This is a genomic window from Pseudonocardia lacus (assembly GCF_018531445.1).
Lineage (GTDB): Bacteria > Actinomycetota > Actinomycetes > Mycobacteriales > Pseudonocardiaceae > Pseudonocardia > Pseudonocardia lacus.
In genome coordinates this window covers 1-23,966 of sequence record NZ_JAHDTH010000020.1, presented here as the reverse complement: position 1 = coordinate 23,966, position 23,966 = coordinate 1, and the positions used below count along the sequence as shown (strand labels likewise).

General features: G+C 72.0%; 20 protein-coding genes and 3 tRNA genes. 5 read left to right on the top strand and 18 right to left on the bottom strand.

What is annotated here, in order from left to right; all coding sequences use genetic code 11:
• Window positions 1-81: 81 nt before the first annotated feature.
• From KIK08_RS06830 to rpoB, 3 genes are all read right to left on the bottom strand, one after another.
• Window positions 82-1,050, bottom strand: coding sequence for a hypothetical protein (locus KIK08_RS06830; RefSeq protein ID WP_250556468.1), 969 nt, complete (start codon window positions 1,048-1,050; stop codon window positions 82-84).
• Window positions 1,051-1,342: 292 nt separating this feature from the next.
• Window positions 1,343-5,257, bottom strand: coding sequence for a DNA-directed RNA polymerase subunit beta' (locus KIK08_RS06825; protein WP_214402151.1), 3,915 nt, complete (start codon window positions 5,255-5,257; stop codon window positions 1,343-1,345).
• 40 nt (window positions 5,258-5,297) lie between these two features.
• Entirely contained in the window at window positions 5,298-8,822 is a 3,525-nt protein-coding gene (rpoB, locus tag KIK08_RS06820; RefSeq protein WP_214402150.1) for a DNA-directed RNA polymerase subunit beta, read from the bottom strand.
• Window positions 8,823-9,464: 642 nt separating this feature from the next.
• Between rpoB and KIK08_RS06815 the strand changes: the two genes are divergently transcribed.
• Entirely contained in the window at window positions 9,465-11,117 is a 1,653-nt protein-coding gene (locus KIK08_RS06815) for a class I adenylate-forming enzyme family protein (RefSeq protein ID WP_214402149.1), read from the top strand.
• A gap of 92 nt (window positions 11,118-11,209) precedes the next feature.
• On the opposite strand, the gene rplL is transcribed toward KIK08_RS06815, so the two are convergent.
• Together rplL and rplJ are read right to left on the bottom strand one after the other, a co-directional pair.
• Window positions 11,210-11,596, bottom strand: coding sequence for a 50S ribosomal protein L7/L12 (gene rplL / locus KIK08_RS06810; protein ID WP_214402148.1), 387 nt, complete (start codon window positions 11,594-11,596; stop codon window positions 11,210-11,212).
• 40 nt (window positions 11,597-11,636) lie between these two features.
• The gene (gene rplJ, locus KIK08_RS06805; protein WP_214402147.1) at window positions 11,637-12,218 is read right to left on the bottom strand and encodes a 50S ribosomal protein L10; all 582 of its coding nucleotides are present in this window, start codon (window positions 12,216-12,218) and stop codon (window positions 11,637-11,639) included.
• A gap of 378 nt (window positions 12,219-12,596) precedes the next feature.
• Here rplJ and KIK08_RS06800 point away from each other — a divergent pair, with 378 nt between their 5' ends.
• Window positions 12,597-13,694, top strand: a complete 1,098-nt coding sequence (locus KIK08_RS06800; RefSeq protein ID WP_214402146.1) for a CaiB/BaiF CoA transferase family protein — start codon at window positions 12,597-12,599, stop codon at window positions 13,692-13,694.
• A 7-nt stretch (window positions 13,695-13,701) separates the two neighbouring features.
• Here KIK08_RS06800 and KIK08_RS06795 read toward each other — a convergent pair whose 3' ends face one another.
• Together KIK08_RS06795 and KIK08_RS06790 are read right to left on the bottom strand one after the other, a co-directional pair.
• Window positions 13,702-14,622, bottom strand: coding sequence for a hypothetical protein (locus tag KIK08_RS06795; RefSeq protein ID WP_214402145.1), 921 nt, complete (start codon window positions 14,620-14,622; stop codon window positions 13,702-13,704).
• A gap of 63 nt (window positions 14,623-14,685) precedes the next feature.
• Window positions 14,686-15,618: a GlxA family transcriptional regulator gene (locus KIK08_RS06790; protein WP_214402144.1), complete on the bottom strand. Its 933-nt coding sequence runs from the start codon at window positions 15,616-15,618 to the stop codon at window positions 14,686-14,688.
• An 83-nt stretch (window positions 15,619-15,701) separates the two neighbouring features.
• Between KIK08_RS06790 and KIK08_RS06785 the strand changes: the two genes are divergently transcribed.
• A complete protein-coding gene (locus KIK08_RS06785; RefSeq protein ID WP_214402143.1) occupies window positions 15,702-16,112 on the top strand; it encodes a DUF6010 family protein in 411 nt (136 codons plus the stop codon).
• 31 nt (window positions 16,113-16,143) lie between these two features.
• Here the strand turns inward: KIK08_RS06785 and rplA are convergent, their stop codons facing one another.
• The 11 genes from rplA to rpsR all read right to left on the bottom strand — a co-directional run bounded on the left by rplA (window position 16,144) and on the right by rpsR (window position 20,484).
• On the bottom strand, window positions 16,144-16,863 hold the full coding sequence (gene rplA, locus KIK08_RS06780) for a 50S ribosomal protein L1 (protein ID WP_214402142.1): 720 nt from the start codon (window positions 16,861-16,863) through the stop codon (window positions 16,144-16,146).
• Between the two features lie 84 nt (window positions 16,864-16,947).
• Complete coding sequence (gene rplK / locus KIK08_RS06775; RefSeq protein ID WP_214402141.1) at window positions 16,948-17,382, bottom strand: 50S ribosomal protein L11; 435 nt, start codon at window positions 17,380-17,382, stop codon at window positions 16,948-16,950.
• 51 nt (window positions 17,383-17,433) lie between these two features.
• Entirely contained in the window at window positions 17,434-18,321 is an 888-nt protein-coding gene (nusG, locus tag KIK08_RS06770; protein WP_214402140.1) for a transcription termination/antitermination protein NusG, read from the bottom strand.
• Between the two features lie 38 nt (window positions 18,322-18,359).
• Complete coding sequence (gene secE, locus KIK08_RS41585; protein ID WP_214402139.1) at window positions 18,360-18,695, bottom strand: preprotein translocase subunit SecE; 336 nt, start codon at window positions 18,693-18,695, stop codon at window positions 18,360-18,362.
• Between the two features lie 35 nt (window positions 18,696-18,730).
• A tRNA-Trp gene (locus KIK08_RS06760) sits at window positions 18,731-18,806 on the bottom strand.
• A 120-nt stretch (window positions 18,807-18,926) separates the two neighbouring features.
• On the bottom strand, window positions 18,927-19,352 hold the full coding sequence (locus KIK08_RS06755; RefSeq protein ID WP_214402138.1) for a MaoC/PaaZ C-terminal domain-containing protein: 426 nt from the start codon (window positions 19,350-19,352) through the stop codon (window positions 18,927-18,929).
• Complete coding sequence (locus tag KIK08_RS06750; RefSeq protein WP_214402137.1) at window positions 19,349-19,795, bottom strand: FAS1-like dehydratase domain-containing protein; 447 nt, start codon at window positions 19,793-19,795, stop codon at window positions 19,349-19,351. Before KIK08_RS06750 ends, KIK08_RS06755 begins: the two co-directional genes overlap by 4 nt.
• A 2-nt stretch (window positions 19,796-19,797) precedes the next feature.
• A complete protein-coding gene (rpmG, locus tag KIK08_RS06745; RefSeq protein WP_214402136.1) occupies window positions 19,798-19,965 on the bottom strand; it encodes a 50S ribosomal protein L33 in 168 nt (55 codons plus the stop codon).
• 46 nt (window positions 19,966-20,011) lie between these two features.
• Window positions 20,012-20,084 (bottom strand) — tRNA-Met (locus tag KIK08_RS06740).
• A 25-nt stretch (window positions 20,085-20,109) separates the two neighbouring features.
• Window positions 20,110-20,185, bottom strand: a tRNA-Thr gene (locus KIK08_RS06735).
• A 53-nt stretch (window positions 20,186-20,238) separates the two neighbouring features.
• On the bottom strand, window positions 20,239-20,484 hold the full coding sequence (rpsR, locus tag KIK08_RS06730) for a 30S ribosomal protein S18 (protein ID WP_214402194.1): 246 nt from the start codon (window positions 20,482-20,484) through the stop codon (window positions 20,239-20,241).
• A 760-nt stretch (window positions 20,485-21,244) separates the two neighbouring features.
• Here rpsR and KIK08_RS06725 point away from each other — a divergent pair.
• Entirely contained in the window at window positions 21,245-21,508 is a 264-nt protein-coding gene (locus tag KIK08_RS06725; protein ID WP_214402135.1) for a hypothetical protein, read from the top strand.
• Between the two features lie 20 nt (window positions 21,509-21,528).
• A partial coding sequence (locus KIK08_RS06720) for an ATP-binding protein (RefSeq protein ID WP_214402134.1) occupies window positions 21,529-23,966 on the top strand: 2,438 nt, incomplete at its 3' end.

Below are 23,966 nucleotides of genomic sequence, written 5' to 3'. Positions count from 1 at the left end.
CCCGCGCCCCACCGCGTTGAGCGGACGGCGCGTCCGGCCAACCGCATTGGCCCAACGCGCCGTTCGCTCGCAGGCATCCGGTCAGACGGCATGCAGTACGGGGAGGGGCCGCTGAGCCGCGCGAGCGTAGTTCGCGCGGAGATCGGCGAGTACCCGGGCCGGATGGTGCCGCACATCGCGGGGCAGGTGGTGCACCACAACCGCGCCGGCGGTCATCAACCGGTTGCGGCGGTCGACGGTGGCGGCGTAGTCGCTCGGCCCGAGGTGCCACTCCAGCGAGTCGATCTCCCACGCCAGGCCCACGTCGCCGAACCAGGCGTCGGGCATCGCCAGGAAGCGGCCACGCTCGTCGTGCAGGCGCGGGTTCCACAACGGCTCGGGCAACCCGCTGCGCAGCACCAGCGCCCGGGCCTCCGCCTCGGCGGGCGACCGCACGCCCGCACCCACCTCCGCGAGGACCTCCCGCGGCAGCGCGCTCCCCCGACCGCTCCCGGCTTCGAGCTCCGCGACCAACTCCGGCACGTCGCACAGCCCGCGCTGCACGGCTTCCGCCAGCAGCGCCCGCACGACACTCCGGTCGCGGCTGCGGCGCGAGAAGTCCAGCGCCGCCCGCGCCACCGGGGCGATCGGCCACCGCGCGCTCCCGGGATCGGGCAGCCGCTCGGTGCGCTCGACGAGCAACCGCCCGCAACCCGCTCGTCGCACTTCGGCGAGGACCAGGACGTGCACCGGCCCCGACGGGCTGGGCATGCGACGCATCCCGTGCAGCTCGAGCGCGTCCAGCCCGGTGAGCACCGCCCGGCACCCCCGCCCCGGCGGCCCACCCTCCCGCTCGCCGCAGTACAGCAGAGCTGCGCGACGCCGGTCGGCGCGAGTGGGCGGCCCGTTGTGGAGCAGGACGATCCCGGGCAGCAGCAACTGCCACGGGCCGCCGCTGCGGCACCGGTAGGTGACGGTGCTGCGGGCGAAGCCGCACTGGTGCAGCGCCCTCGCCCTCACCACGTGGCTGCCGAAGAAGGCGGCGACGTCATCGATCCGTGGAGGAGTCATGCCCGCGATGGTGAGCGGGGCCGCCTGACCGCACCCCCGTCATCCGCGCTCCTGTGGACAACTCCGCGAATGTGGACAACCCACCGCCCTGAGCGAACGGTGCACTAGCTCAACCAGGTTGGCCCGACGCGCCGCTCGCTCGGCGTCAGTGCTGTTCGGGACCGAGCGGCGCGGCCGGCCACGCACGTTGGCTCAACGCGCCGTTCGCTCGTGTCCGGACACGCCGACGGGGCCGGCCACCGCCACGGGAGAGCGGTGACCGGCCCCGTCGAGGGACCTCCGGGCGGCTACCTCAGCGGTAGTCGCGGCCGAAGTCGTAGTCGTCCAGCGGCACCGCGGCGCCGGTGCCCGTGCCGAACACGTCGGGGCTGTAGTAGCCGTCGTCGTAGCTCGGCAGCGCGTAGGCCGCCGTGCGGGCGTCCTCCGTGGGCTGGACCTGGATGTTGCGGTAGCGGTTGATCCCGGTGCCGGCCGGGATCAGCTTGCCGATGATCACGTTCTCCTTCAGCCCGACGAGCTTGTCGCGCTTCCCGTTGATCGCGGCATCGGTGAGGATCCGGGTGGTCTCCTGGAACGAGGCCGCGGACAGCCACGACTCCGTGGCCAGCGAGGCCTTCGTGATCCCCATCAGGACCGGGCGGCCGGAGGCGGGCTCGCCGCCCTCGGCGACGACGCGGCGGTTCTGCGCCTCGAAGTCGCCCCGCTCGGCCAGCGCGCCCGGCAGGAACTCCGTGGCGCCCGAGTCGATGATCGTGACCCGGCGCAGCATCTGCCGGACGATCACCTCGATGTGCTTGTCGTGGATGTCCACGCTCTGGGTGCGGTACACCTTCTGGACCTCGCGGACCAGGTGCAGCTGCACCTCGCGCGGACCCATGACGCGCAGCACCTCGTGCGGGTCGGCGGTGCCCTCCAGCAGCAGTTGCCCGACGTGCACGTGGTCGCCGTCCGCGAGCGGGCGCTCCTGGCCGTCGACCACGGTCATCGCCAGCCACTGCCGCTTCGACAGCTTCTCGTAGACGATCTCCTCGGCCCCGTCGTCCGGGGTCAGGGTGATCTTCCAGAAGCGGTCGCCGTCCTCGATGGAGATGCGGCCGTCGACGTCGGCGATGGGCGCCTTGCCCTTCGGGACGCGGGCCTCGAACAGCTCCGTGACGCGCGGCAGACCGGTGGTGATGTCGTCGCCGGCCACACCGCCGGTGTGGAAGGTGCGCATCGTCAGCTGCGTGCCGGGCTCACCGATGGACTGCGCGGCCACGATGCCGACGGCCTCGCCGACATCGACCAGCTTGCCGGTCGCCATCGAGCGGCCGTAGCACATGCCGCAGATGCCGGTGGACGACTGGCAGGTCAGGGCGCTGCGCACCTTGATCTGCCGGACACCCGCGGCGACCAGCGCGTCGAGCGCCGGGTCGCCCAGGTCGCCGCCCTTGGCGACGATCACCTCGCCGTCCGGGCCGCGCACCTCCTCGGCGGAGCAGCGGGCGTAGATGCTGGTCCGGATGAAGCGGTGCGGGATGAGGCGCCCGTCCGCGGTCTCCTCGGTGACCGGCATCGTGATGCTGCGCTCGCTGCCGCAGTCGACCTCGCGGACGATGACGTCCTGGGAGACGTCGACCAGGCGCCGGGTCAGGTAGCCCGAGTCGGCGGTCCGCAGCGCGGTGTCGGCCAGGCCCTTGCGGGTGCCGTGCGTGGAGATGAAGTACTCCAGCACCGACAGGCCCTCGCGGAAGTTGGCCTTGATCGGACGGGGGATGTACTCGCCCTTCGGGTTGGCCACCAGACCACGCATACCGGCCAGCTGCCGGACCTGGGTCATGTTGCCCGCCGCGCCCGACTTCACGATCGTCGGGATCGGGTTGTCCTCGGGGAAGTTCGCCTCCATGGCCCGGGCGACCTCTTCGGACGCCTGGTTCCAGATCTTGACCATCTCGTCGTTGCGCTCCTGGTGGGACAGGGCGCCCCGCTGGTAGCGCTTGTTGACCTGGTCGGCCTTGGCCTCGTAGCCGTCGAGGATCTGCTGCTTGTTCGGCGGCACGACCACGTCGGAGATCGCCATGGTGACACCGGACCGGGTGGCCCAGTAGAAGCCGGCGTCCTTGAGGCGGTCCAGGACCTGGGCCACCTCGGTCATCGAGTACCGCTCGGCCAGGTCGTTGATGATCGCGGCCTGGCGCTTCTTCGGCAGCGGCTCGTTGACGAACGGGTAGTCCGCCGGGAGCAGCTCGTTGAACAGCACCCGACCCAGGGTGGTCTGGGCCAGCCACGGCTGACCCGGCTCCCAGCCCAGCTCCGCGGCGATGTTCGCCGGCGGGGTGACCCCCTGCAGCCGGATCCTGATCGGCGCCTGCAGGTGCAGCGCGCGCCGGTCGTAGGACATGATCGCCTCGGCGAGCGAGGAGAAGACCTGGCCCTCGCCGTTCGCGCCGGGGCGCTCGCGGCTGAGGTGGTACAGGCCGGTGACCATGTCCAGGCGGGGCATGGCCAGCGGCCGGCCCGACGCCGGGGACAGGATGTTGTTCGACGACAGCATCAGCACGCGGGCCTCGGACTGCGCCTCGGCCGACAGCGGCAGGTGCACGGCCATCTGGTCGCCGTCGAAGTCGGCGTTGAAGGCCTCGCAGACCAGCGGGTGCAGCTGGATCGCCTTGCCCTCGACCAGCTGCGGCTCGAAGGCCTGGATGCCCAGCCGGTGCAGGGTCGGCGCGCGGTTGAGCAGCACCGGGTGCTCGGAGATGACCTCTTCGAGCACGTCCCACACCTGCGAGCGGCCGCGCTCGACCATCCGCTTGGCGGACTTGATGTTCTGCGCGTGGTTCAGGTCGACCAGGCGCTTCATCACGAACGGCTTGAACAGCTCCAGCGCCATCTGCTTGGGCAGGCCGCACTGGTGCAGCTTCAGCTGCGGGCCGACCACGATGACCGAACGGCCGGAGTAGTCGACGCGCTTGCCCAGCAGGTTCTGCCGGAACCGGCCCTGCTTGCCCTTGAGCAGGTCGGACAGCGACTTGAGCGGGCGGTTGCCCGGGCCGGTGACCGGCCGGCCGCGGCGGCCGTTGTCGAACAGCGCGTCGACGGCCTCCTGCAGCATCCGCTTCTCGTTGTTGACGATGATCTCGGGCGCGCCGAGGTCGATCAGCCGCTTGAGCCGGTTGTTCCGGTTGATCACGCGGCGGTACAGGTCGTTCAGGTCGGACGTGGCGAAGCGGCCACCGTCGAGCTGCACCATCGGGCGCAGGTCCGGCGGGATGACCGGGACGCAGTCCAGCACCATGCCCATCGGGCTGTTGCCGGTGACCTGGAACGCCGCCACGACCTTGAGCCGCTTGAGCGCGCGCAGCTTCTTCTGGCCCTTGCCGGAGCGGATGGTCTCGCGGAGGTTCTCCGCCTCGGCCGGGATGTCGAAGTTCTGCAGCAGGGTCTGGATCGCCTCGGCGCCCATCGCCCCGGTGAAGTAGTCGCCGTAGCGGTCGTACAGCTCGCGGTAGAGGGTCTCGTCCGCGATGAGCTGCTGCACGTCGAGCTTGGTGAAGGTGCTCCAGATCTCCTCGAGCTGGTCCAGCTTGCGCTGGGCCCGGTCGCGGAGCTGGCGCATCTCGCGCTCGCCACCCTCCTTGACCTTGCGGCGGACGTCGCTCTTGGCGCCCTCCGCCTCCAGCTCGGCGATGTCGGCCTCGAGCTTCTGGGCGCGCTTCTCCAGCTCGACGTCGCGCTCCTGCTCGACCTTGCGCCGCTCCACGACCATCTCGTTCTCGAGATTGGACATGTCCTCGTGGCGCAGGTCCTTGTTCACCGACGTGATGACGTACGCGGCGAAGTAGATGATCTTCTCGAGGTCCTTGGGGGCCAGGTCGAGCAGGTAGCCCAACCGGCTCGGGACGCCCTTGAAGTACCAGATGTGGGTGACCGGCGCGGCCAGCTCGATGTGGCCCATCCGCTCACGGCGCACCTTGGCGCGAGTGACCTCGACGCCGCAGCGCTCGCAGATGATGCCCTTGAAGCGGACGCGCTTGTACTTCCCGCAGTAGCACTCCCAGTCACGGGTCGGGCCGAAGATCTTCTCGCAGAAGAGCCCGTCCTTCTCCGGCTTGAGGGTGCGGTAGTTGATGGTCTCGGGCTTCTTCACCTCGCCGTGCGACCACTGGCGGATGTCCTCCGCGGTGGCCAGACCGATGCGAAGCTCGTCGAAGAAGTTGACGTCGAGCACGTGTGTCCTCAGTTCCTTCTTGTCGCTCGCTCGGGCGGGATCAGTTGACGACGTCGTCGACGGTCATCGAGTCGGAGCCGGGGCGGCTGGACAGGTTGATGCCCAGGTTCGCCGCGGCGCGCTCGAGGTCCTCGTCGTCGGTGTCGCGCATCTCGATCGCCGCGCCGTCGCTGCTGAGCACCTCGACGTTCAGGCACAGCGACTGGAGCTCCTTCAGGAGCACCTTGAACGACTCCGGGATGCCCGGCTCGGGGATGTTCTCGCCCTTGACGATGGCCTCGTAGACCTTCACGCGGCCCACGACGTCATCGGACTTGATCGTCAGCAGCTCCTGCAGCGTGTAGGCCGCGCCGTAGGCCTGCATCGCCCAGCACTCCATCTCGCCGAACCGCTGGCCACCGAACTGGGCCTTACCGCCCAGCGGCTGCTGCGTGATCATCGAGTACGGACCGGTGGACCGTGCGTGGATCTTGTCGTCGACCAGGTGGGCCAGCTTCAGGATGTACATGTAGCCGACCGCGACCGGGAACGGGAACGGCTCCCCGGAACGCCCGTCGAGCAGCAGCGCCTTGCCGTCCGGGCCGACCATGCGGTCGCCGTCGCGGTTGGGGCGGGTGGAGCCGAGCAGACCGGTGATCTCGTTCTCGCGGGCGCCGTCGAAGACCGGCGTCGCCGTCTTCGTGCCCGGCGGGACCGCGTAGAGGTCCTCGGGCATCTTCGACGCCCACTCCGGCTGGCCCTCGATCTCCCAGCCGGACTTGGCGATCCACCCGAGGTGGGTCTCCAGGACCTGGCCGATGTTCATCCGGCGGGGCACGCCGTGGGTGTTGAGGATGATGTCGACCGGGGTGCCGTCGGCCAGGAAGGGCATGTCCTCGGCGGGCAGGATCTTGCCGATGACGCCCTTGTTGCCGTGCCGGCCGGCGAGCTTGTCGCCGTCCTGGATCTTGCGCTTCTGGGCGACGTAGACCCGCACCAGCTCGTTGACGCCGGGGGCGAGCTCGTCCTCGTCGTCGCGGGAGAAGACCCGGATGCCGATGACCTTGCCGTTCTCGCCGTGCGGCACCTTCAGCGAGGTGTCGCGGACCTCGCGCGCCTTCTCGCCGAAGATCGCGCGGAGCAGGCGCTCCTCCGGGGTCAGCTCGGTCTCGCCCTTCGGGGTGACCTTGCCGACCAGGATGTCGCCGGGCTGGACCTCGGCGCCGATCCGGATGATGCCGCGCTCGTCGAGGTCGGCCAGCACCTCCTCGGAGACGTTCGGGATGTCCCGGGTGATCTCCTCGGCGCCCAGCTTGGTGTCGCGGGCGTCGATCTCGTGCTCCTCGATGTGGATCGACGTGAGCACGTCGTCCTGCACCAGGCGCTGCGAGAGGATGATCGCGTCCTCGTAGTTGTGGCCCTCCCACGGCATGATCGCCACGAGCAGGTTCTTGCCCAGCGCCATCTCACCGTTCTCGGTGCACGGCCCGTCGGCGATGACCTGCCCGACCTCGACCCGCTGGCCCTCGTCCACGATGGGCTTCTGGTTGTTGCAGGTGCCCTGGTTGGAGCGGCGGAACTTGTTCAGCCGGTAGGTGGTGCGGGTGCCGTCGTCGGCCATGACGGTGATGTAGTCGGCGCAGAGCTCCTCGACCACACCGGCCTTCTCGGCCACCAGCACGTCGCCGGCGTCGACCGCGGCCCGCAGCTCCATGCCCGTGCCGACCAGCGGCGACTCGCTGCGCAGCAGCGGCACCGACTGGCGCTGCATGTTGGCGCCCATCAGCGCGCGGTTCGCGTCGTCGTGCTCGAGGAACGGGATCAGCGCGGTCGCGACCGACACCATCTGGCGCGGCGAGACGTCGATGTAGTCGACGCCCGTCGGCGGGATGTAGTCGACCTCGCCCGCCTTGCGGCGGACCATGACCCGCTCCTCGGAGAAGGAGCCGTCCTCCAGCAGCGGCGCGTTGGCCTGCGCGATGACGAAGCGGTCCTCCTCGTCCGCGGTGAGGTAGTCGATCTGCTCGGTGACCCGGCCCTCGACGACCTTGCGGTACGGGGTCTGGATGAAACCGAACGGGTTGACCTGCGCGAACGTCGACAGCGAGCCGATCAGGCCGATGTTCGGGCCTTCCGGCGTCTCGATCGGGCACATCCGGCCGTAGTGGCTGGTGTGCACGTCGCGGACCTCGAAGCCCGCCCGCTCGCGGGACAGACCGCCCGGGCCCAGCGCGGACAGCCGGCGCTTGTGCGTCAGCCCGGCCAGCGGGTTGTGCTGGTCCATGAACTGCGAGAGCTGCGAGGTGCCGAAGAACTCCCGGATCGCGGCCGAGACCGGCCGGATGTTGATCAGGGTCTGCGGGGTGATCGCCTCGACGTCCTGGGTGGTCATCCGCTCGCGGACGACGCGCTCCATGCGCGAGAGCCCCACCCGCACCTGGTTCTGGATCAGCTCGCCGACCGTGCGCAGGCGCCGGTTGCCGAAGTGGTCGATGTCGTCGATCTCGACCGGCACCGTGATGCCGCCGTTGCCCTCGGCGTCGGCGCCCACCGTCATCTCGGTCTCGCCGGCGTGCAGCCGGACGAGGTACTCGATGGTGGTGGCGATGTCGTCCTCGGTCAGCATGCCGACCGAGTTGTCGATCTTCAGGCCGAGCTTCTTGTTGGCCTTGTAGCGGCCGACCTTGGCCAGGTCGTAGCGCTTGTCCTTGAAGAACAGGTTCTCCAGGAGGGTCTGCGCGCTCTCCCGCGTCGGCGGCTCGCCCGGGCGCAGCTTGCGGTAGATGTCGAGCAGGGCCTCGTCCTGGCCGGCGGTGTGGTCCTTCTCCAGCGTCGCCATGATCGTCTCGGAGAAGCCGAACCGGGCCTGGATCTGCTCCGCGGTCCAGCCGAGGGCCTTGAGCAGGACCGTCACCGGCTGGCGGCGCTTGCGGTCGATGCGGACGCCGACGGTGTCGCGCTTGTCGACGTCGAACTCCAGCCAGGCGCCGCGGCTGGGGATGACGCGCACCGAGTAGACGTCCTTCTCGGTCGTCTTGTCGATGTCGTGGGAGAAGTACACGCCCGGGGACCGGACGAGCTGGGACACCACGACACGCTCGGTGCCGTTGATGATGAACGTGCCCTTGTCGGTCATCACCGGGAAGTCGCCCATGAACACCGTCTGGCTCTTGATCTCGCCGGTGGTGTTGTTGGTGAACTCCGCGGTGACGAACAGCGGGGCGCCGTAGGTCATGTCCTTGTCCCGGCACTCCTCGACGGAGGCCTTGACCTCGTCGAAGCGGGGGTCGGAGAAGGACAGCGACATCGAGCCGGAGAAGTCCTCGATCGGAGAGATCTCCGCGAGGACCTCCTCCAGCCCGCCCATCGGGTTCTCGTCCCCGGCGTCGATCCGCCGCTGGAACCAGGCCTCGTTCCCGACCAGCCACTCGAAGGACTGGATCTGGAGGTCGAGGAGGTCCGGCACCTCGAGAGGCTCGCGGATCTTCGCGAAGGTGACCCGAGTGGGCGCTCCCGGGAAGTTCGGGTTGGCCGAAACAGCGGCGAGGGGTGCCGTGGGCGAGGTGGTGGCGCTGGACGAAGCCAAGATGCGTCCTTCCGAGAACTGCGCTCTCGTCTGGCGTGCGCCGGTCCCGCGCGCTACCGTGCGTCCGTTCGACCCGGGCGGGAGGTCCGGGTCGGCGAACGCGCGGATGCGGGCTTGCGGTGCACGCCGTCTGTTGTCATGGCGCGGCCCACGACCAGTCCTCGCGAGAGCGCAGGGAGAACACTCCCTGCGACAGGAACCCCCCTGCGCGCACGCGAAGCTGGACGTAGGCAGCGCAAAGAGGCAGTCTAGCTGCAAACGCAGCTGCTGTCGAGGCGGGTCACCAGAGGTGTCCGCCGAGACCTAAGAGTGACCTGACTGCCGCATCCAGTCAAGACGCTACGCGTCGGTAAGTGGCGCTTTTCGCGGGACGACCGGGCCTCCGACGTGCACTTCTCCTGCGCACGTCGATGAGCAAGCGGGTTTCGACGCACGCCGACGACCGCCCACCGGCGGTGACGCCCTACCACATCCCACCGCCGGGCGCACGCACATCGGCCGGCGGTATCTCGTCACGAACTCCGACTCGTCAGGTCTCCTTGACTTGGCCCGCGGCGCCGTCGAACGATCACCCGGCATCGGACGGAGAACCCTAGCTGATCATCGTCCGGTCGACCGCCACGACACGCCGGAGGGTCACCGATGACCGACTACGCCGCACGCCCGTGGCTCCCCCGCTACGACGCGGGCCAGCCGCACGACATCAGCCCCGAGTTCCCGGACGCCCTCGGCATGTTCGCGGCCACCGCGGCCCGCGCGCCGGACGCCGACGCCGTCCGCTACCTGGGCGGGCGCATCACCTACCGCGAGCTCGACGCGCTCTCCGACGCGTTCGCCGCCGGCCTGCTCGACGGCGGCTTCACCGCGGGTGAGCGGGTCGCCCTCTACCTGCAGAACGTGCCGCAGTTCGTGATCGGCCTGCTCGGCACCTGGAAGGCCGGCGGCATCGCGGTGTCGATCAACCCGATGAACCGCGAGCGCGAGCTGGAGCTCCTGCTGCGCGACTCCGGCGCCACCGTCCTCGTGTGCCTCCAGAGCCTCCACCGCGACGTCGCCGCGGCCGTCGTGGCCGGCACCGACGTGCGCACCGTGCTCACCACCTCCGAACTGGAGTACGCCACCGACCCCGACGAGCGCCTCGTCGGCGGCGCGGAACGCATCGACCTGCCCGACACCGTCGACATGGCCGGCCTGCTGGAGCGCTTCCGCGGCCAGCAGCCGCCACCGGTGTCGTTCCGGCCGGGCGACACGGCGTTCCTGACCTACACCTCGGGCACCACCGGCCCGCCGAAGGGCGCCATGAACACCCACGCCAACGTGGTGTTCAACAGCCAGGCCTACCGCGAGTGGTGCGACGTCGGCGGCTCCGACGTCGTCCTCGGCGTGGCCCCGCTCTTCCACATCACCGGGCTGATCGGCCACATCGGCGTGGCCCTGCTGACCGGGGCCCCGCTGGTGCTGTTCCACCGCTTCGAGCCGGCGGCCGCCATCGAGGTCATCCGCACCGAGCGGCCCACGTTCACCATCGGCTCGATCACCGTGTTCATCGCCCTGATGAACGCCCCGAACGCCGAGCGCGACGCGCTGGCATCGCTGACCAAGATCTGGTCCGGCGGGGCGCCCATCCCCCCGGCCTCGGTGAAGGCGTTCGCCGAGACGTTCGGCCAGTACATCCACAACGCCTACGGCCTCACCGAGACCACGTCGCCCTCGCACTTCGTGCCCGGCGGCGCCGAGGCCCCCGTCGACGAGGCCTCCGGGGCGCTGTCGGTGGGCGTGCCCATCTACAACACCGTCGTGCGGATCGTCGGCGAGGACGGCCGGGACCTCCCCGTCGGCGAGATCGGCGAGATCGTCACCTCCGGACCCCAGGTCGTGGCCGGCTACTGGAACAAGCCGGAGGAGACCGACAAGGCGATCCCCGGCGGCGCCCTGCACACCGGCGACGTCGGCTACATGGACGAGCAGGGCTGGTTCTACATCGTCGACCGCAAGAAGGACCAGATCAACGCCGGCGGCTACAAGGTCTGGCCGCGCGAGGTCGAGGACGTCCTCTACGAGCACGCGGCCGTCCGCGAAGCCGCGGTCGTCGGGGTGCCCGACCCCTACCGCGGCGAGACGGTGAAGGCCTTCGTCAGCCTCCGGCCCGGGCGCACGGCCGACGAGGCGGAGCTGATCGCGTTCTGCAAGGCCCGGATGGCGGCCTACAAGTACCCGCGCCAGGTGGAGTTCCTCGACGAGATCCCGAAGACGGTGACGGGGAAGCTGCTGCGCCGGGAGCTGCGGGGCCGGTAAGCCTGCGCCCCGGCCCAGGGGGCCGTTGGGGGCGGAACGCGAGCGGGGCCCGTCGCCGGAACGGCGACGGGCCCCGCTGCGGGTGCGGCGACTCAGGTCAGGGAGACCTTGGCGCCGGCCTCCTCGAGCTTGGCCTTGGCGGCGTCGGCGGCGTCCTTGGCCACGGCCTCCAGGATCGGCTTCGGGGCGGACTCGACGAGGTCCTTGGCCTCCTTCAGGCCCAGGCCCGAGACGAGCTCGCGGACGACCTTGATGACCTGGATCTTCTTGTCGCCCGCGGCCTCGAGGACGACGTTGAACTCGTCCTTCTCCTCGGGGGCCTCGGCGGCCGGGCCGGCGGGGCCGGCGGCGGCGACGGCGACGGGGGCGGCCGCGGTGACGTCGAAGGTCTCCTCGAACTTCTTCACGAACTCGGAGAGCTCGATCAGGGTGAGGTCCTTGAAGGCGTCGAGCAGCTCGTCGGTGGACAGCTTCGCCATGGTGGCGTTCCTCTCTACTGCAGAAAAAAGGGGGGTGGGGTCAGCTCTCGGCGTCGGCCGGGGCCGCGTCGTCGGAGCTGGTGGCGGCGGGAGCCTCGGCCCCGCCCTCCTCGGCGCGCTTGTCGGCGAGCGCCTGGGCCAGGCGGGCGACCTGGGAGGCCGGGGCGGCGAACAGCCCGGCGGCCTTGGCCATGGTGCCCTTCATCGCGCCGGCCAGCTTGGCCAGCAGCACCTCGCGGGACTCGAGGTCGGCCAGCTGGTTGACCTCGGCGACGGTCAGGGCGCGACCGTCCATGTAGCCGCCCTTGATCACCAGGCCCTGGTTGGCCTTGGCGAAGTCGCGCAGCGCCTTGGCGGCGTCGACGGGCTCACCGGTGATGAACGCGATCGCCGTCGGGCCGACCAGCAGTGACTCGATGCCCGTGACGCCCGCGTCGTCGGCAGCGCGCTTGACCAGCGTGTTCTTCGCGACGCGGTACGTCGCGGTGTCGCCGAGCGAGCGGCGCAGCGTCGTCAGCTGGGCCATCGTCAGGCCGCGGTACTCGGTGACCACCGCGGCGGTCGAGCCCTGGAACCGGCTGGAGATGTCCTCCACGGCCGTGATCTTGTCGGGTCTGACCATCCTTGCCTCCTCTCCGGATGTCGTGCTCGTGGGGAAGACCCACCGCGACGACCCCGGAGAAGACGGACGCCCCGAGCGCAGGAGCGCACGGGGCGTGGCGGGCGCGGTGCGCCCGGCTGACCTCGTCCTCCTGCGCGGGTCGCCCGCCGTCGGCGGGACCTTCGTGCCCTCCCGGCGGGGCCGGGTGGGCAGACCTGCGGTCTTCGGTGGAACTGCTGACCAGGGTACGCCACCCGCGCCGGCGTCCCCGCACGCGGCCCCGGTACCGGCCGGGAGGCGCGGTGGGGCGCTCGGTGGTTGAGACCACGGCCGCCGACGATGGTGTAACGGTCAGCACCGACCGTATGGTGACGACCGGTCGATCCACGGAGGTGTCGGGTGCAACGAAGCGGGCCACTGGCCGGACTGAAGGTCGTCGAGCTGGCCGGGATCGGTCCGGGCCCGCACGCCGCGATGATCCTGGCCGACCTCGGGGCCGAGGTCGTGCGGGTCGACCGGCCCGCGAAGGGGCCCGGACCGGGGCCGGGCGCCGTCGCGGACCCGTCGCTGCGCGGGCGCCGCCGGATCGCCGTCGACCTCAAGGACCCGGCCGGGCGCGACGCCGTGCTGGGCCTGGTCGAGAAGGCCGACGTGCTGGTCGAGGGCTTCCGGCCCGGCGTCACCGAGCGGCTCGGCCTCGGCCCGCGGGACTGCCACGCCCGCAACCCGAAGCTCGTCTACGCCCGGATGACCGGCTGGGGCCAGGAGGGCCCACTGGCCCAGCGGGCCGGGCACGACATCAACTACATCTCGCTGACCGGCCTGCTGCACGCCATCGGCCGGCCGGGCGAGCGCCCCGTCCCCCCGCTGAACCTCGTCGGCGACTTCGGCGGCGGCTCGATGTTCCTGCTGGTCGGCGTGCTGTCGGCGCTGTGGGAGGCGCAGCGCTCCGGGCAGGGCCAGGTGGTCGACGCGGCGATGGTCGACGGCGCATCGGCGCTCGGGCAGATGTTCTGGGGGATGCTGGCCCAGAAGGCCTGGGTCGACCAGCCCGGCGTCAACATGCTCGACGGCGGCGCCCCGTTCTACGACACCTACACCTGCGCCGACGGCCGGTACGTGGCCGTGGGGGCGATCGAGCCGCAGTTCTACGCCGCGATGCTGGCCGGGCTCGGCCTCACCGACGCCGACCTGCCCGGCCAGCTCGACCGCGACCGCTGGCCGGAGCTCAAGGCCCGCCTCGCCGAGGTCTTCGCCACCCGCAGCCGCGACGAGTGGGCCGAGGTGTTCGCCGGCACGGACGCGTGCGTGACGCCGGTGCTGGCGTTCGGCGAGGTCGCCGCGCACCCCCACCTGGACGCGCGCGCCACCATCGTCGAACGCGACGGCGTCGCGCAGGCCGCCCCGGCCCCCCGCTTCTCCCGCACGGCGACCACCGTCCCGGAGCGGGCCGGGGAGCCGGAGCCGGTCGAGGCGGTCCTGGCCGACTGGCGCTGACCGGGGCTCAGCCCGGGCCGTTCAGGGTCAGCCACAGGCCGGCCACGACGCCGACCGGCGTCGAGATCGCCAGCCACCAGCGGTACGTCCGCCAGGTGAGCAGCTTGGCCAGCAGCCAGGCGAGGGCCACCGCCAGGAGCGTCCAGGCCACCGGCTCGCCCCAGCCGCCGGCCACGTCGAGGTAGGCGCTCGGGGTCCGCACCCCCACCGTGCGCCCGGTGAACCCGGACGTCAGCACCTCGACGTGGTCGCCGAGGGCGGTGTGCTCGTAGACGTGCCGCAGGTCCCCGCCGTCCAGCTCCACCCGACCGCCGCCGTCGGTGACGAGTCGGACCTCGTGGTCGGCGCCGCGGGGCTTCGGGTCGAACTCGTGGTGGACGACCGTCGCGCCGGCCGAGGTGGTCCCGCCGAGCCGGTCGGCGAACCAGACGAGGGCGTTCGAGAAGAAGAGGCCGACGAGGGCCGCGACGAAGGGGAAGAGGAGGATGCCGCGCGATCTGAACCGCTCGATCGGTGACCGCTCCGTCGACAGGGGTGGGAGCGACCACCCGATGGGCTCGTCGTGCCGGTCGACCGGCTCCGGCTCCCCCACCGGACCCGACGCGTCGTAGCGCTGCGCCAGCAGCAGGCCCGCCCGGTGGTCGGGGTTCGTGCAGTAGACGTAGCGCACGGGGTGGGCGGACCCGTACTCCGTCGGGCGGTCGCTCCAGACCAGCGCACCCCACCACTTCCGGAACCTGGTCCGGACCTCCAGCGTCCGGGTGAGCCGGTGGACGTCGAGCGGCCAGGCGCCCCGGCTGACGACCGACGGGTGGCCCGCCCGCTTCTCCACCACCAGCACCGGCTCGTAGTCGCCCTCGTCGTAGCGCGCCACCGCGTACCCGACCAGCGCGTCCAACCTCGTGCTGTTCCCGTCCTCATCCCCCATGAGGAGAAGACCGGTCACCCGGCGTGACCGATACCGTGATCCACCACATAGGACGATCGGACCTCAGGACGCGCGGAACGCGCGGCGGTAGTCGCGCGGGCTGACGCCGACGACCTCGCGGAACCGCTGGCGGAACGCGGTCGGCGAGGCGAACCCGACGTCGGCGCCGATCCGCTCCACCGGCCGGTCGGTGCTCTCCAGCAGCAGCTGGGCCCGGCGCACGCGGTGGCGGCGCAGCCAGAGCGCCGGCGTGCTGCCGGTCTGCTCGCGGAAGCGCCTGCTCAGCGACCGGGTGCTCATCACGGCCCTGGCGGCGATGTCGTCGAGGGTGAGCGGGCGGTGCAGGTTCCGCGCGAGCCAGTCCAGCAGGGGCCCCAGCGAGCTGCCCTGCGGGCCCGGCGGCTCGTGGGCGACGAACTGGGCCTGCCCGCCGGCGCGCTCCAGCGGCATGACCGACGCCCTGGCGGCCTCGACGGCCACCGCCGCGCCGTGGTCGCGGCGCACCAGGTGCAGGCACAGGTCGAGGCCCGCGGCCGCGCCTGCCGAGGTGAGCACGTCGCCCTCGTCGACGTAGAGCACGTCGGGGTCGACGCGCACGGCGGGGTGGCGGCGGGCCAGCTCGGCGGCAGCGGCCCAGTGCGTGGTGGCCCGGCGCCCGTCGAGGACGCCGGCCGCGGCGAGCACGAACGCGCCCGCGCAGATCGACACCTTGCGGCCGGGGGCCGCCCGCAGCGCGTCGATGACGACGGCCGGGACGGTGCGCTCGGCGTCGTCGACGCCGGGTACGACGACCGTGTCGGCCGTGGCCAGCAGGTCGAGGCCGTGCGGCACCCGGAGGGAGACGGGCCCGGCGGCGACCTCGGGGGCGGCGGCGCACACGAGCACCTCGTAGGCGGGCTCCCCGCCGGCGAGCCGGGCGCGGCCGAACACCTCGACCGGGAGGGCCAGGTCGAACGGGACGACGCCGTCGAAGGCCAGGACCGCGACGCGATGCACGTCCCCATCCTGGCGCGGATCCGTCGGTGCGCGTCCGTCCGGCCACTGCCGGGGTCGATCACCGCGCCCTAGCGTCCGCGGTCATGACCGTGCTCGTCCCGCTGCTGATCGGTGTCCTCTACTGCGTCCTGGCGTCGCTGCCGCCCGAACCCCAGCGGCGGCGGCTGAACGCGGTGGTCGTCGCGGGCGCGGGCGCGGCCTACCTGAGCGGCGGCGGGCTCGGCGGCTGGGAGTTCGCCTTCACCGCCGCCGTGACCTGGTGCGCGTACCGGGGGTTGGAGTCGTGGACGTTCATCGGGATCGGCTGGCTGCTGCACACCGGCTGGGACGTGCTGCACCACCTGCACGCCGCCCCGATCATCCCGTTCGCCGAGCAGTCCTCGCTGGGCTGCGCGATCTGCGACCCGGTGATCGCGCTGTGGTGCCTGGCCGGCGGGCCGTCGGTCGCGGACGTCGTCCGGCGGGTCCGGGCACGACAGCGCCCCGCCACCTGAGCGGTGACGGGGCGCGGGGTCGTGCGCTCGGTCAGGCCGAGGTCTCGTCCACCAGCAGGTTGCGGGTGCGGTTCGGGTCGACCGGGATGCCCGGGCCCGTGGTGGTCGAGATGGTGATCTTCTTGATGTACCGGCCCTTGGCCGCCGACGGCTTGGCCCGCAGGATCTCGTCGAGGGCGATGCCGTAGTTCTCCACCAGCTTCTCGGTGGGGAAGGAGGCCTTGCCGATGATGAGGTGCAGGTTCGACTGCTTGTCGACCCGGAAGCTGATCTTGCCGCCCTTGATGTCCTGGACGGCCTTGGTGACGTCCGGGGTGACGGTGCCGGTCTTCGGGTTCGGCATCAGGCCGCGCGGGCCCAGGATGCGGGCGATCCGGCCGACCTTGGCCATCTGGTCGGGGGTGGCGATGGCGGCGTCGAACTCCAGCCAGCCGCCCTGGATGCGCTCGATCAGGTCCTCGGCGCCCACCGCGTCGGCGCCGGCCGCCTCGGCCTCAGCGGCCTTGTCGCCGGTCGCGAAGACGATCACGCGGACGGTCTTGCCGGTGCCGTGCGGCAGGCTGACCGTGCCGCGGACCATCTGGTCGGCCTTGCGGGGGTCGACGCCGAGGCGCATCGCGACCTCGACGGTCGCGTCCATCTTGCTGCTGGAGGTCTCGCGGGCGAGGTTGGCCGCCTCCAGCGGGGTGTAGAGCCGTCCGGCCTCGATCTTCTCGGCGGCCTCGCGGTAGACCTTGCTGCGCTGTGCCATGGAACTGTCCTCTGCGGGTCAGGTCGTGGTGCGAGCCGCGCTCGGCTCTCCCACGCGATCAGGGTGTGACAGGGAGGGAACGCGTCAGCCCGCGACCGTGATTCCCATCGACCGGGCGGTGCCGGCGATGATCTTCGTGGCCTGGTCGATGTCGGTGGCGTTGAGGTCGGCCAGCTTGGTCTGCGCGATCTGGCGGACCTGCTCCATGGTGACCGTGGCCACCTTCTTGACGTGCGGCTCGCCGCTGCCCTTCTCCACACCGGCCGCCTTCAGCAGCAGGCGCGCCGCCGGAGGGGTCTTGAGGGTGAAGTCGAACGAGCGGTCCTCGTAGACCTTGATCTCGACCGGCACGATGTCGCCGCGCTGGGCCTCGGTGGCGGCGTTGTAGGCCTTGCAGAACTCCATGATGTTCACGCCGTGCTGACCCAGCGCGGGACCGACCGGCGGGGCCGGGGTGGCCGCCCCGGCCTTGATCTGGAGCTTGATGATCGCGGAGAGCTTCCGCTTCTTGGGGGGCATCGCTATTCCCTGTTCGTGGTTGAGCGCGCGGCCATGGCGACCGCGGTGGGATCAGATCTTCGAGACCTGGCTGAACGCCAGCTCGACGGGCGTCTCGCGGCCGAAGATGGACACCAGCACCTTGAGCTTCTGGGCGTCCACGTTGACCTCGTTGATGGTGGCCGGCAGCGTGGCGAACGGGCCGTCCATCACGGTGACCGACTCGCCGACCTCGAAGTCGACCTCGATCGTCGGCTTGCCGGGGGACGCGGCGACGTCGGCCTTGCCCCCGCCGGTGGCCTGCTTCTGCTCGACCCGCGGCATCAGGAACTTCAGCACGTCGTCGATCGTGAGCGGCGAGGGCTTCGAGGTCGCGCCGACGAACCCGGTGACGCCCGGTGTGTTGCGCACCGCGCCCCACGACTGGTCGTTGAGATCCATCCGGACCAGGATGTAGCCGGGCAGCACCTTGCGCTGCACCTGCTTGCGCTGGCCGTTCTTGATCTCGGTGACCTCCTCGGTGGGCACCTCGACCTGGAAGATGTAGTCCTCGACGTCCAGGGTCTGCACCCGGGTCTCGAGGTTGGTCTTCACCTTGTTCTCGTAGCCGGCGTAGGAGTGGATGACGTACCACTCGCCCGGGGCGCGGCGTAGGGCCGCGCGCATCTCCTCGACCGGGTCGGCCTCGACGTCGGGCTCGGGCTCGGCGACCGCCTCGGCGGCGCCCGCCGCGTCGGAGGCCTCGACGACCTCGTCGGTGTCCACTGCCTCATCGGCGGTGTCGTCGGCGACGTCCTCGAGGGCGTCGGCGGCCTCGGCGGAACCCGCGGCCTCCGCGTCGACGGCCGCGTCGATGTCGGCCTCAGCGGCGTGCGTGGACTCCGCGGCGGCGTCCTCGTCCTGCACGCCGTCGACCCGGTCGACGTCGGTCGGCCGCTGGCCGCCGTCCTGGGAGGTCACTGTGGTCTCGCTTCCTTGGATCCGGAGGTGGTGGCCGGTCAGGTGCCGAACAGGTACTGCACACCCTGGGCGAACACGAGGTCCAGCAGCCACACGAGCGCGACCATGAACGACACGAAGACCAGCACGACGATGGTGTAGGTGACCAGCTGCTTGCGGGACGGCCAGATGACCTTCCGCAGCTCGGCGACGACCTCGCGCATGAAGCGCGCGAGCCGGGCGGGCGGCGAGAGCTTGGCCTGCCTGCCCTCGCGGACCGCCGTGGACCTACCCCTTCCCGCGTCGGGTGCCGAGCCGGAGCGCCGGCCCCGACGGTCGGCGGCCGAGGTGGGGCGCTCGCGCCCGGCCTCGTCCCCCTCGCGCTCCTCAGCCACGCATCCTCCAGCTCGTCCCGACGGTCGTGCGTAAATGGCAGGGGTGACAGGACTTGAACCTGCAACCTGCGGTTTTGGAGACCGCTGCTCTGCCAGTTGAGCTACACCCCTGTGCCATCCGCCGCGGGCCAGTGGCCCACCGGCGGAGCGCGTCACTCAGCGACGCACCCAGCAGATCGAGTGTACGGCACCCCGATCCGCGACCTCCAACGCGTACCCCCGGCGGGCGCGTCAGGACGGGAGCAGCACCTGAGCGGTGGCCTTGCCCAGCACCGTGCGGCCGTCGAACTTCGCGGTCACGACCACGGTGGCGACGCCGTCCTCGACCCCCGAGACGGTGCCCGAGAGCTCTATCGCGGCGCCGGTGTCGTCGTCCGGGACGACGACGGGCCGCGTGAACCGCACTCCCAGCCCGCGCACGGCGGCGGGCCCGCCCGCCCAGGCGCTCACGAAGCGCCCGGCGAGGGCCATGGTGAGCATCCCGTGCGCGATGACCCCGGGCAGCCCGACCTCACCGGCGACGCGGTCGCTCCAGTGGATGGGGTTGAAGTCGCCGGAGGCCCCCGCGTAGCGGACGAGGTCGGCCCGGGTGACCCGGACCGTGGTGGGGGCGATCTCGTCGCCCTTGGCCGTCCCGGGCCCGGCCTGCGCGCTCACTCCGCACCCGCCTGCGTGACGAGGACGGCCTTGCAGGTGGCGACCGCCGCGCCCGCGGTGTCGGCGACCTCACAGCGCAGCGTCAACATGTGGCTGCCGGCGCGGGTGCGCAGGTCGTCGACGTGGATGGTGGTGGCCAGCTCGTCGCCGGCGTGCACCGGGCGGTGCAGCGAGATCGACTGCTCGGCGTGGACCATGTGCGCGTAGTCCCACCCGACCTCGGGGTCGCGCAGGAACGCCTCGATCGCCGGCAGCACGAACGCGATGGTGAACGTGGGGGGCGCGACGACATCGGGGTGACCCGCGGCGCGGGCCGCGTCGACGTCCAGACACACGGAATCGCCCTCACCGATGGCGAGGGCGAACTCCGTGACCTTCTGCCGTCCGACCAGGTACGGCGCGGTCGGCGGCAGCGTGCGGCCGACCAGCGACTGGTCGACCACCCTCAGCGGGTCTCGCGGTGCTCGCGGTGCACGCTGCAGTTCGGGCAGAACTTCTTCAGCGCGAGCCGGTCGGGGTCGTTGCGCCGGTTCTTCTTGGTGATGTAGTTGCGGTGCTTGCACACCTCGCACGCCAGCGTGATCTTCGGCCGGACGTCCGTGGCCTTCGCCATCGCGGGTGCCTCCTGTGAACGACTAACGAGTGGAGCGGGTGCCGGGTAGCGGTGGCCGGACTTGAACCGGCGACACAGCGATTATGAGCCGCTTGCTCTACCAACTGAGCTACACCGCTGCGCGGAGTGGACGATGCACTCCGCTGGAGCCCCTTTACGGAATCGAACCGTAGACCTTCTCCTTACCATGGAGACGCTCTGCCGACTGAGCTAAAGGGGCGGCCGGCCGCTCGGACGGTCACTCCCGGGCGGCGTCGACAACTCTACACGGCCTCAGCCGCGGCCTGCGCGGGGGTAGGGCAACAGGGCCATCTCCCGCGCGTTGCGGATGGCGACAGCCACCTGGCGCTGCTGCTGGGGGGTCAGCCCGGTGACCCGGCGGGCCCGGATCTTGCCCCGGTCGGAGATGAACTGCCGCAGCAGCGTCACGTCCTTCCAGTCCACTTCCTTGATCCGCTTCGCGTGCAGCGGGTTGACCTTCTTACGCGGCGCCCGAACGGGCTTGCCGGCGGGGGGCATCTGCTCTCCTCCTCGTCGCATCGGTGCCGGCTACCGCCGGACGTGTCAACGGTAACGCCGTCGGGCGGCGGAGGTGCAGGCGGGCAGGGGTCCGAGGCTGTGGGAGGCCGGTTGTCAGCCGGTGCAGCTCCGGCAGTGGCCCCGGACACGCCTTCGGGCCTCCGGTAGCGCCGCGCCAGTGCCGTGGACCGCCCACGCCGCCCGGATCGGGGCTTCCCGTTCGGTCCGCGGTTGGGGGTGGGTCGTCTTCGCAGGGGCGGCGTGGTCCTCGCAGGTGCCGTAGACCCTGCGCGGATCACGAGGACCCTGCGAAGAGGCCAGCCGGGGTGCGTGGTCACCCTCCCCGGCTGAGTCGATCATGTGAGTCGGGGTCCTCGCAGACCCGGCGGTGTCCTCGCAGCCCGCCGGCGGGCTGCGACGACCCACGGCGGGCTGCGACACCCACCCGGCGCTGCGAGGACACCCACCCGGCGCTGCGACACCCACCCCGGCGCTGCGAGGACACCCGCCCGCCCCGCTCGGCCGCGAAGCGGCCACACCACACCCCGGAAGCCCCTGCTCGATCAGAGGTCGCCCTCCGCGTAGGAGCCGCCGGAGGCCCCTCAAATCGCGTACCCACCTCGGAGCCCACCCGACTGCGGCAATGCCTTACCCCCACCCCCCAGCCCCTTACCCCTCAGCCCCCAGCCCCCCGCACCCCCCACCACCCCGACGTGATCGTCCGATGCCGACCCCCCGGCCTCAGGGCGAACCTCGGAGCATGTTCATCGACATGACCATGACCACCGTCGAGACCGACCACCGCCGCGGGAAGCTGATGGCCGAGGCCCGCGAGTACCGCCTCGCCTCGCTCGCGCGCGCCGGGCGCCGGGCCCTGCGGCGCGCCGCCGACGAGGCTGTGGCGCAGATGGCGGCGCGGGAGGGCCGCCACGACCGGTACTCCCCGCCGTCGGAGCCCGCGGGCCGGAGCGGCGGGGCGGCGAAGATGTGCACCGTCGGCGAACTCGACGGAAACCGTCGGTAACCCGTGTCACGATGAGCGGCGTGGGGCGGTTGGGGGTCGGGATCGAGCTGGTCGGGCGGCACGTCGAGATCAAGGCGCTGGCCGCGGCGCTGGAGCGCGCCGCGGCCGGGCGGCCGACGGGGGTGCTGCTGTCCGGCGACGCGGGCGTGGGCAAGTCGCGGCTGGTCGCCGAGGCCAGCGAGCGCGCCGCCGCGGCCGGGTTCAGCGTCCTGGTCGGGCGCTGCCTCGACACCGGCGAGTCCGCGCTGCCGTACCTGCCGTTCACCGAGATCGTCGGGGCGCTGGCGGCCACCCGCCCGGAGCTGGTGGCCGAGCACGTCGCCCTGCGCCACCTGCTGCCCGGCGGGGTCCCGCGCGCCGAGCAGCAGGACGGCGAGCACCGCGAGCTGGGCCAGCTGCAGGTGTTCGACGCCGTGCTGTCCGCGCTCGCCGAGCTGACGGCCGACGGGCCGGCCCTCGTCGTCGTGGAGGACCTGCACTGGGCCGACCGCTCCAGCCGCGACCTGCTGGTCTTCCTGCTGTCCCGGCTGACCGGGCAGCGGCTGGTCGTGCTGGCCACCTACCGCTCCGACGACCTGCACCGCCGCCACCCGCTGCGCGCGGTGCTGTCCGAGCTCATCCGGCTGCCGGCCGTCGAGCGGATCGAGCTGCCCCCGCTCGACCGGGCCGACGCGCTGCAGCTGGTCCGCCAGCTGGCCGCGGGCACGCTCTCCGAGCAGGTGATGCGCACGGCGGCCCGGCGCAGCGAGGGCAACGCGTTCTTCGCCGAGGAGCTGGTCTCCGCCTCCGCCGACGGCATGCCGCACGGGCTAGCCGAGGTGCTGGTGGCCCGCGTCGAGGGCCTGCCCACCGCCACCCAGCGGGTGCTGCGGATCGCCTCGGTCGCCGGCCGCCGGGTCCGCCACGACCAGCTGGCCGCGGTGTCCGGCCTCGACGTCGACGAGCTGGAGCAGGCGCTGCGCGACGCCGCGGCGCACCACGTCCTGATCGCCGAGGAGAGCTCGCCGACCAGGGGCGACACCTACCTCTTCCGCCACGAGCTGCTGCGCGAGGCGATCTACCACGAGCTGCTGCCCGGCGAGCGCAGCAGGCTGCACGCCGCTTACGCCGCGCTGCTCGCCCAGCTGCCGCCGGGCACCGGCAACCGGGCGGCCGAGCTGGCCCACCACGCGATGGCCGGCCACGACCTGCCGCTCGCGCTCACCGCGTCCGTGCAGGCCGCCCGCGAGGCCAACGAGCGGGAGGCCCCCGCGGAGATGTTGCAGCACGCCGAGCGGGCGATCGAGCTGTGGTCGGCCGTGCCCGACGCCGAGCGGGTCGCCGGCGTCGACGAGGGCACGCTGACCCGCTGGGCCGCGTGGGGCGCCAGCGCCACCGGCGACCCCGACCGCGGGATCGCGCTGGGCCTGCGCGCGCTGGAGCTGGCCGAGGAGGCGGGCGACCCGTACCGCACGTCCGCGATCGCGCGCCGCTACGCCCTGCGGCTGCTGGAGCTGGCCGGCCGCGAGCAGGAGGCGCTGGCCGCGGCCGAGCGGGCCCTGGAGGTCATCGCCGACGAGCCGCCGGGCGAGCACGCGGCCTGGGCGAACGCGGTGCTCGCCCGGGCGCTGATGCGGCTCGACCGGTTGAGCGAGGCGCACGACGCGGCCCGGGCCGCCATCGAGGTCACCGGCCCCGATCCCGACCCGACCTCGGCGATGGCCTCGGCCAAGGCGTTCGCGCTCACCACCCTGGCCTCCTACGACGAGTTCCGCGGCGACGCGGAGCGGGCCAGGGCCCGGCTGGGCCGGGCCAAGCCGCTGGCCCGCAGCTCCGGCAACCTGTCGGTGGAGCTGCGGGTCTACTACGTCACCGGGATGTCCCTGCTGGACGCCGGCCGGCTGACCGAGGCGGGCGACGAGTTCGCCGAGGGGGAGGCGCGCGCCGCCGCCACCGGACTCACCTGGAGCGGCGAGGGCCTCGACCTGCGCGTGGCGCACGTCGTCGCCCGCTTCCTGCGCGGCGACTGGGACTCCGCCGAGGCGGCGGCCGAGATCGCCGGCGAGTCGGTGTCGGCCGCGGTGGCCACCCGGCTCTCCGCGGCCGGGATGCTGCCGGTGGTCGCCCGCGGCCGCTTCGAGCAGGCCGAGCGCCGGCTGGCGGAGCTGCGCGACTTCGACTCGGTCGACGAGCAGGTGATCCTGTTCGTCGGGCAGGCCAGCGGCGAGGCGGCGCTGTGGCAGGGGCAGCCGGAGCGGGCCGCCGAGCTGCTGGGCCGGGCGCTGGACGGGTTGGGCGGGCTCTACCCCGATCTCGCCCCGCAGCTCGGCCGGATCATGCTCGACGCGCTGGCGATCGGCGCCGAGGCCGATGCGGCCGCCGCCGGCCGCAAGACCGCGGCCGAGGCCGGCCGGGCCGCCCGCGAGCTGCTGGCCGACGCCGAGCGCACCGCCCACGACGGCATGCCGCGGGCCGGCCA

Bases quoted from the DNA above. Each gene is read 5' to 3' on its own strand.
- KIK08_RS06815 (WP_214402149.1), top strand. From the start codon at position 9,465: ATGACCGACTACGCCGCACGCCCGTGGCTCCCCCGCTACGACGCGGGC.
- KIK08_RS06785 (WP_214402143.1), top strand. From the start codon at position 15,702: ATGACCGTGCTCGTCCCGCTGCTGATCGGTGTCCTCTACTGCGTCCTG.
- rpmG (WP_214402136.1), bottom strand. From the start codon at position 19,965: ATGGCGAAGGCCACGGACGTCCGGCCGAAGATCACGCTGGCGTGCGAG.
- rpsR (WP_214402194.1), bottom strand. From the start codon at position 20,484: ATGCCCCCCGCCGGCAAGCCCGTTCGGGCGCCGCGTAAGAAGGTCAAC.
- KIK08_RS06725 (WP_214402135.1), top strand. From the start codon at position 21,245: ATGTTCATCGACATGACCATGACCACCGTCGAGACCGACCACCGCCGC.
- KIK08_RS06830 (WP_250556468.1), bottom strand. From the start codon at position 1,050: ATGACTCCTCCACGGATCGATGACGTCGCCGCCTTCTTCGGCAGCCAC.
- rplA (WP_214402142.1), bottom strand. From the start codon at position 16,863: ATGGCACAGCGCAGCAAGGTCTACCGCGAGGCCGCCGAGAAGATCGAG.
- rplL (WP_214402148.1), bottom strand. From the start codon at position 11,596: ATGGCGAAGCTGTCCACCGACGAGCTGCTCGACGCCTTCAAGGACCTC.
- KIK08_RS06795 (WP_214402145.1), bottom strand. From the start codon at position 14,622: ATGGGGGATGAGGACGGGAACAGCACGAGGTTGGACGCGCTGGTCGGG.
- rplK (WP_214402141.1), bottom strand. From the start codon at position 17,382: ATGCCCCCCAAGAAGCGGAAGCTCTCCGCGATCATCAAGCTCCAGATC.
- rplJ (WP_214402147.1), bottom strand. From the start codon at position 12,218: ATGGTCAGACCCGACAAGATCACGGCCGTGGAGGACATCTCCAGCCGG.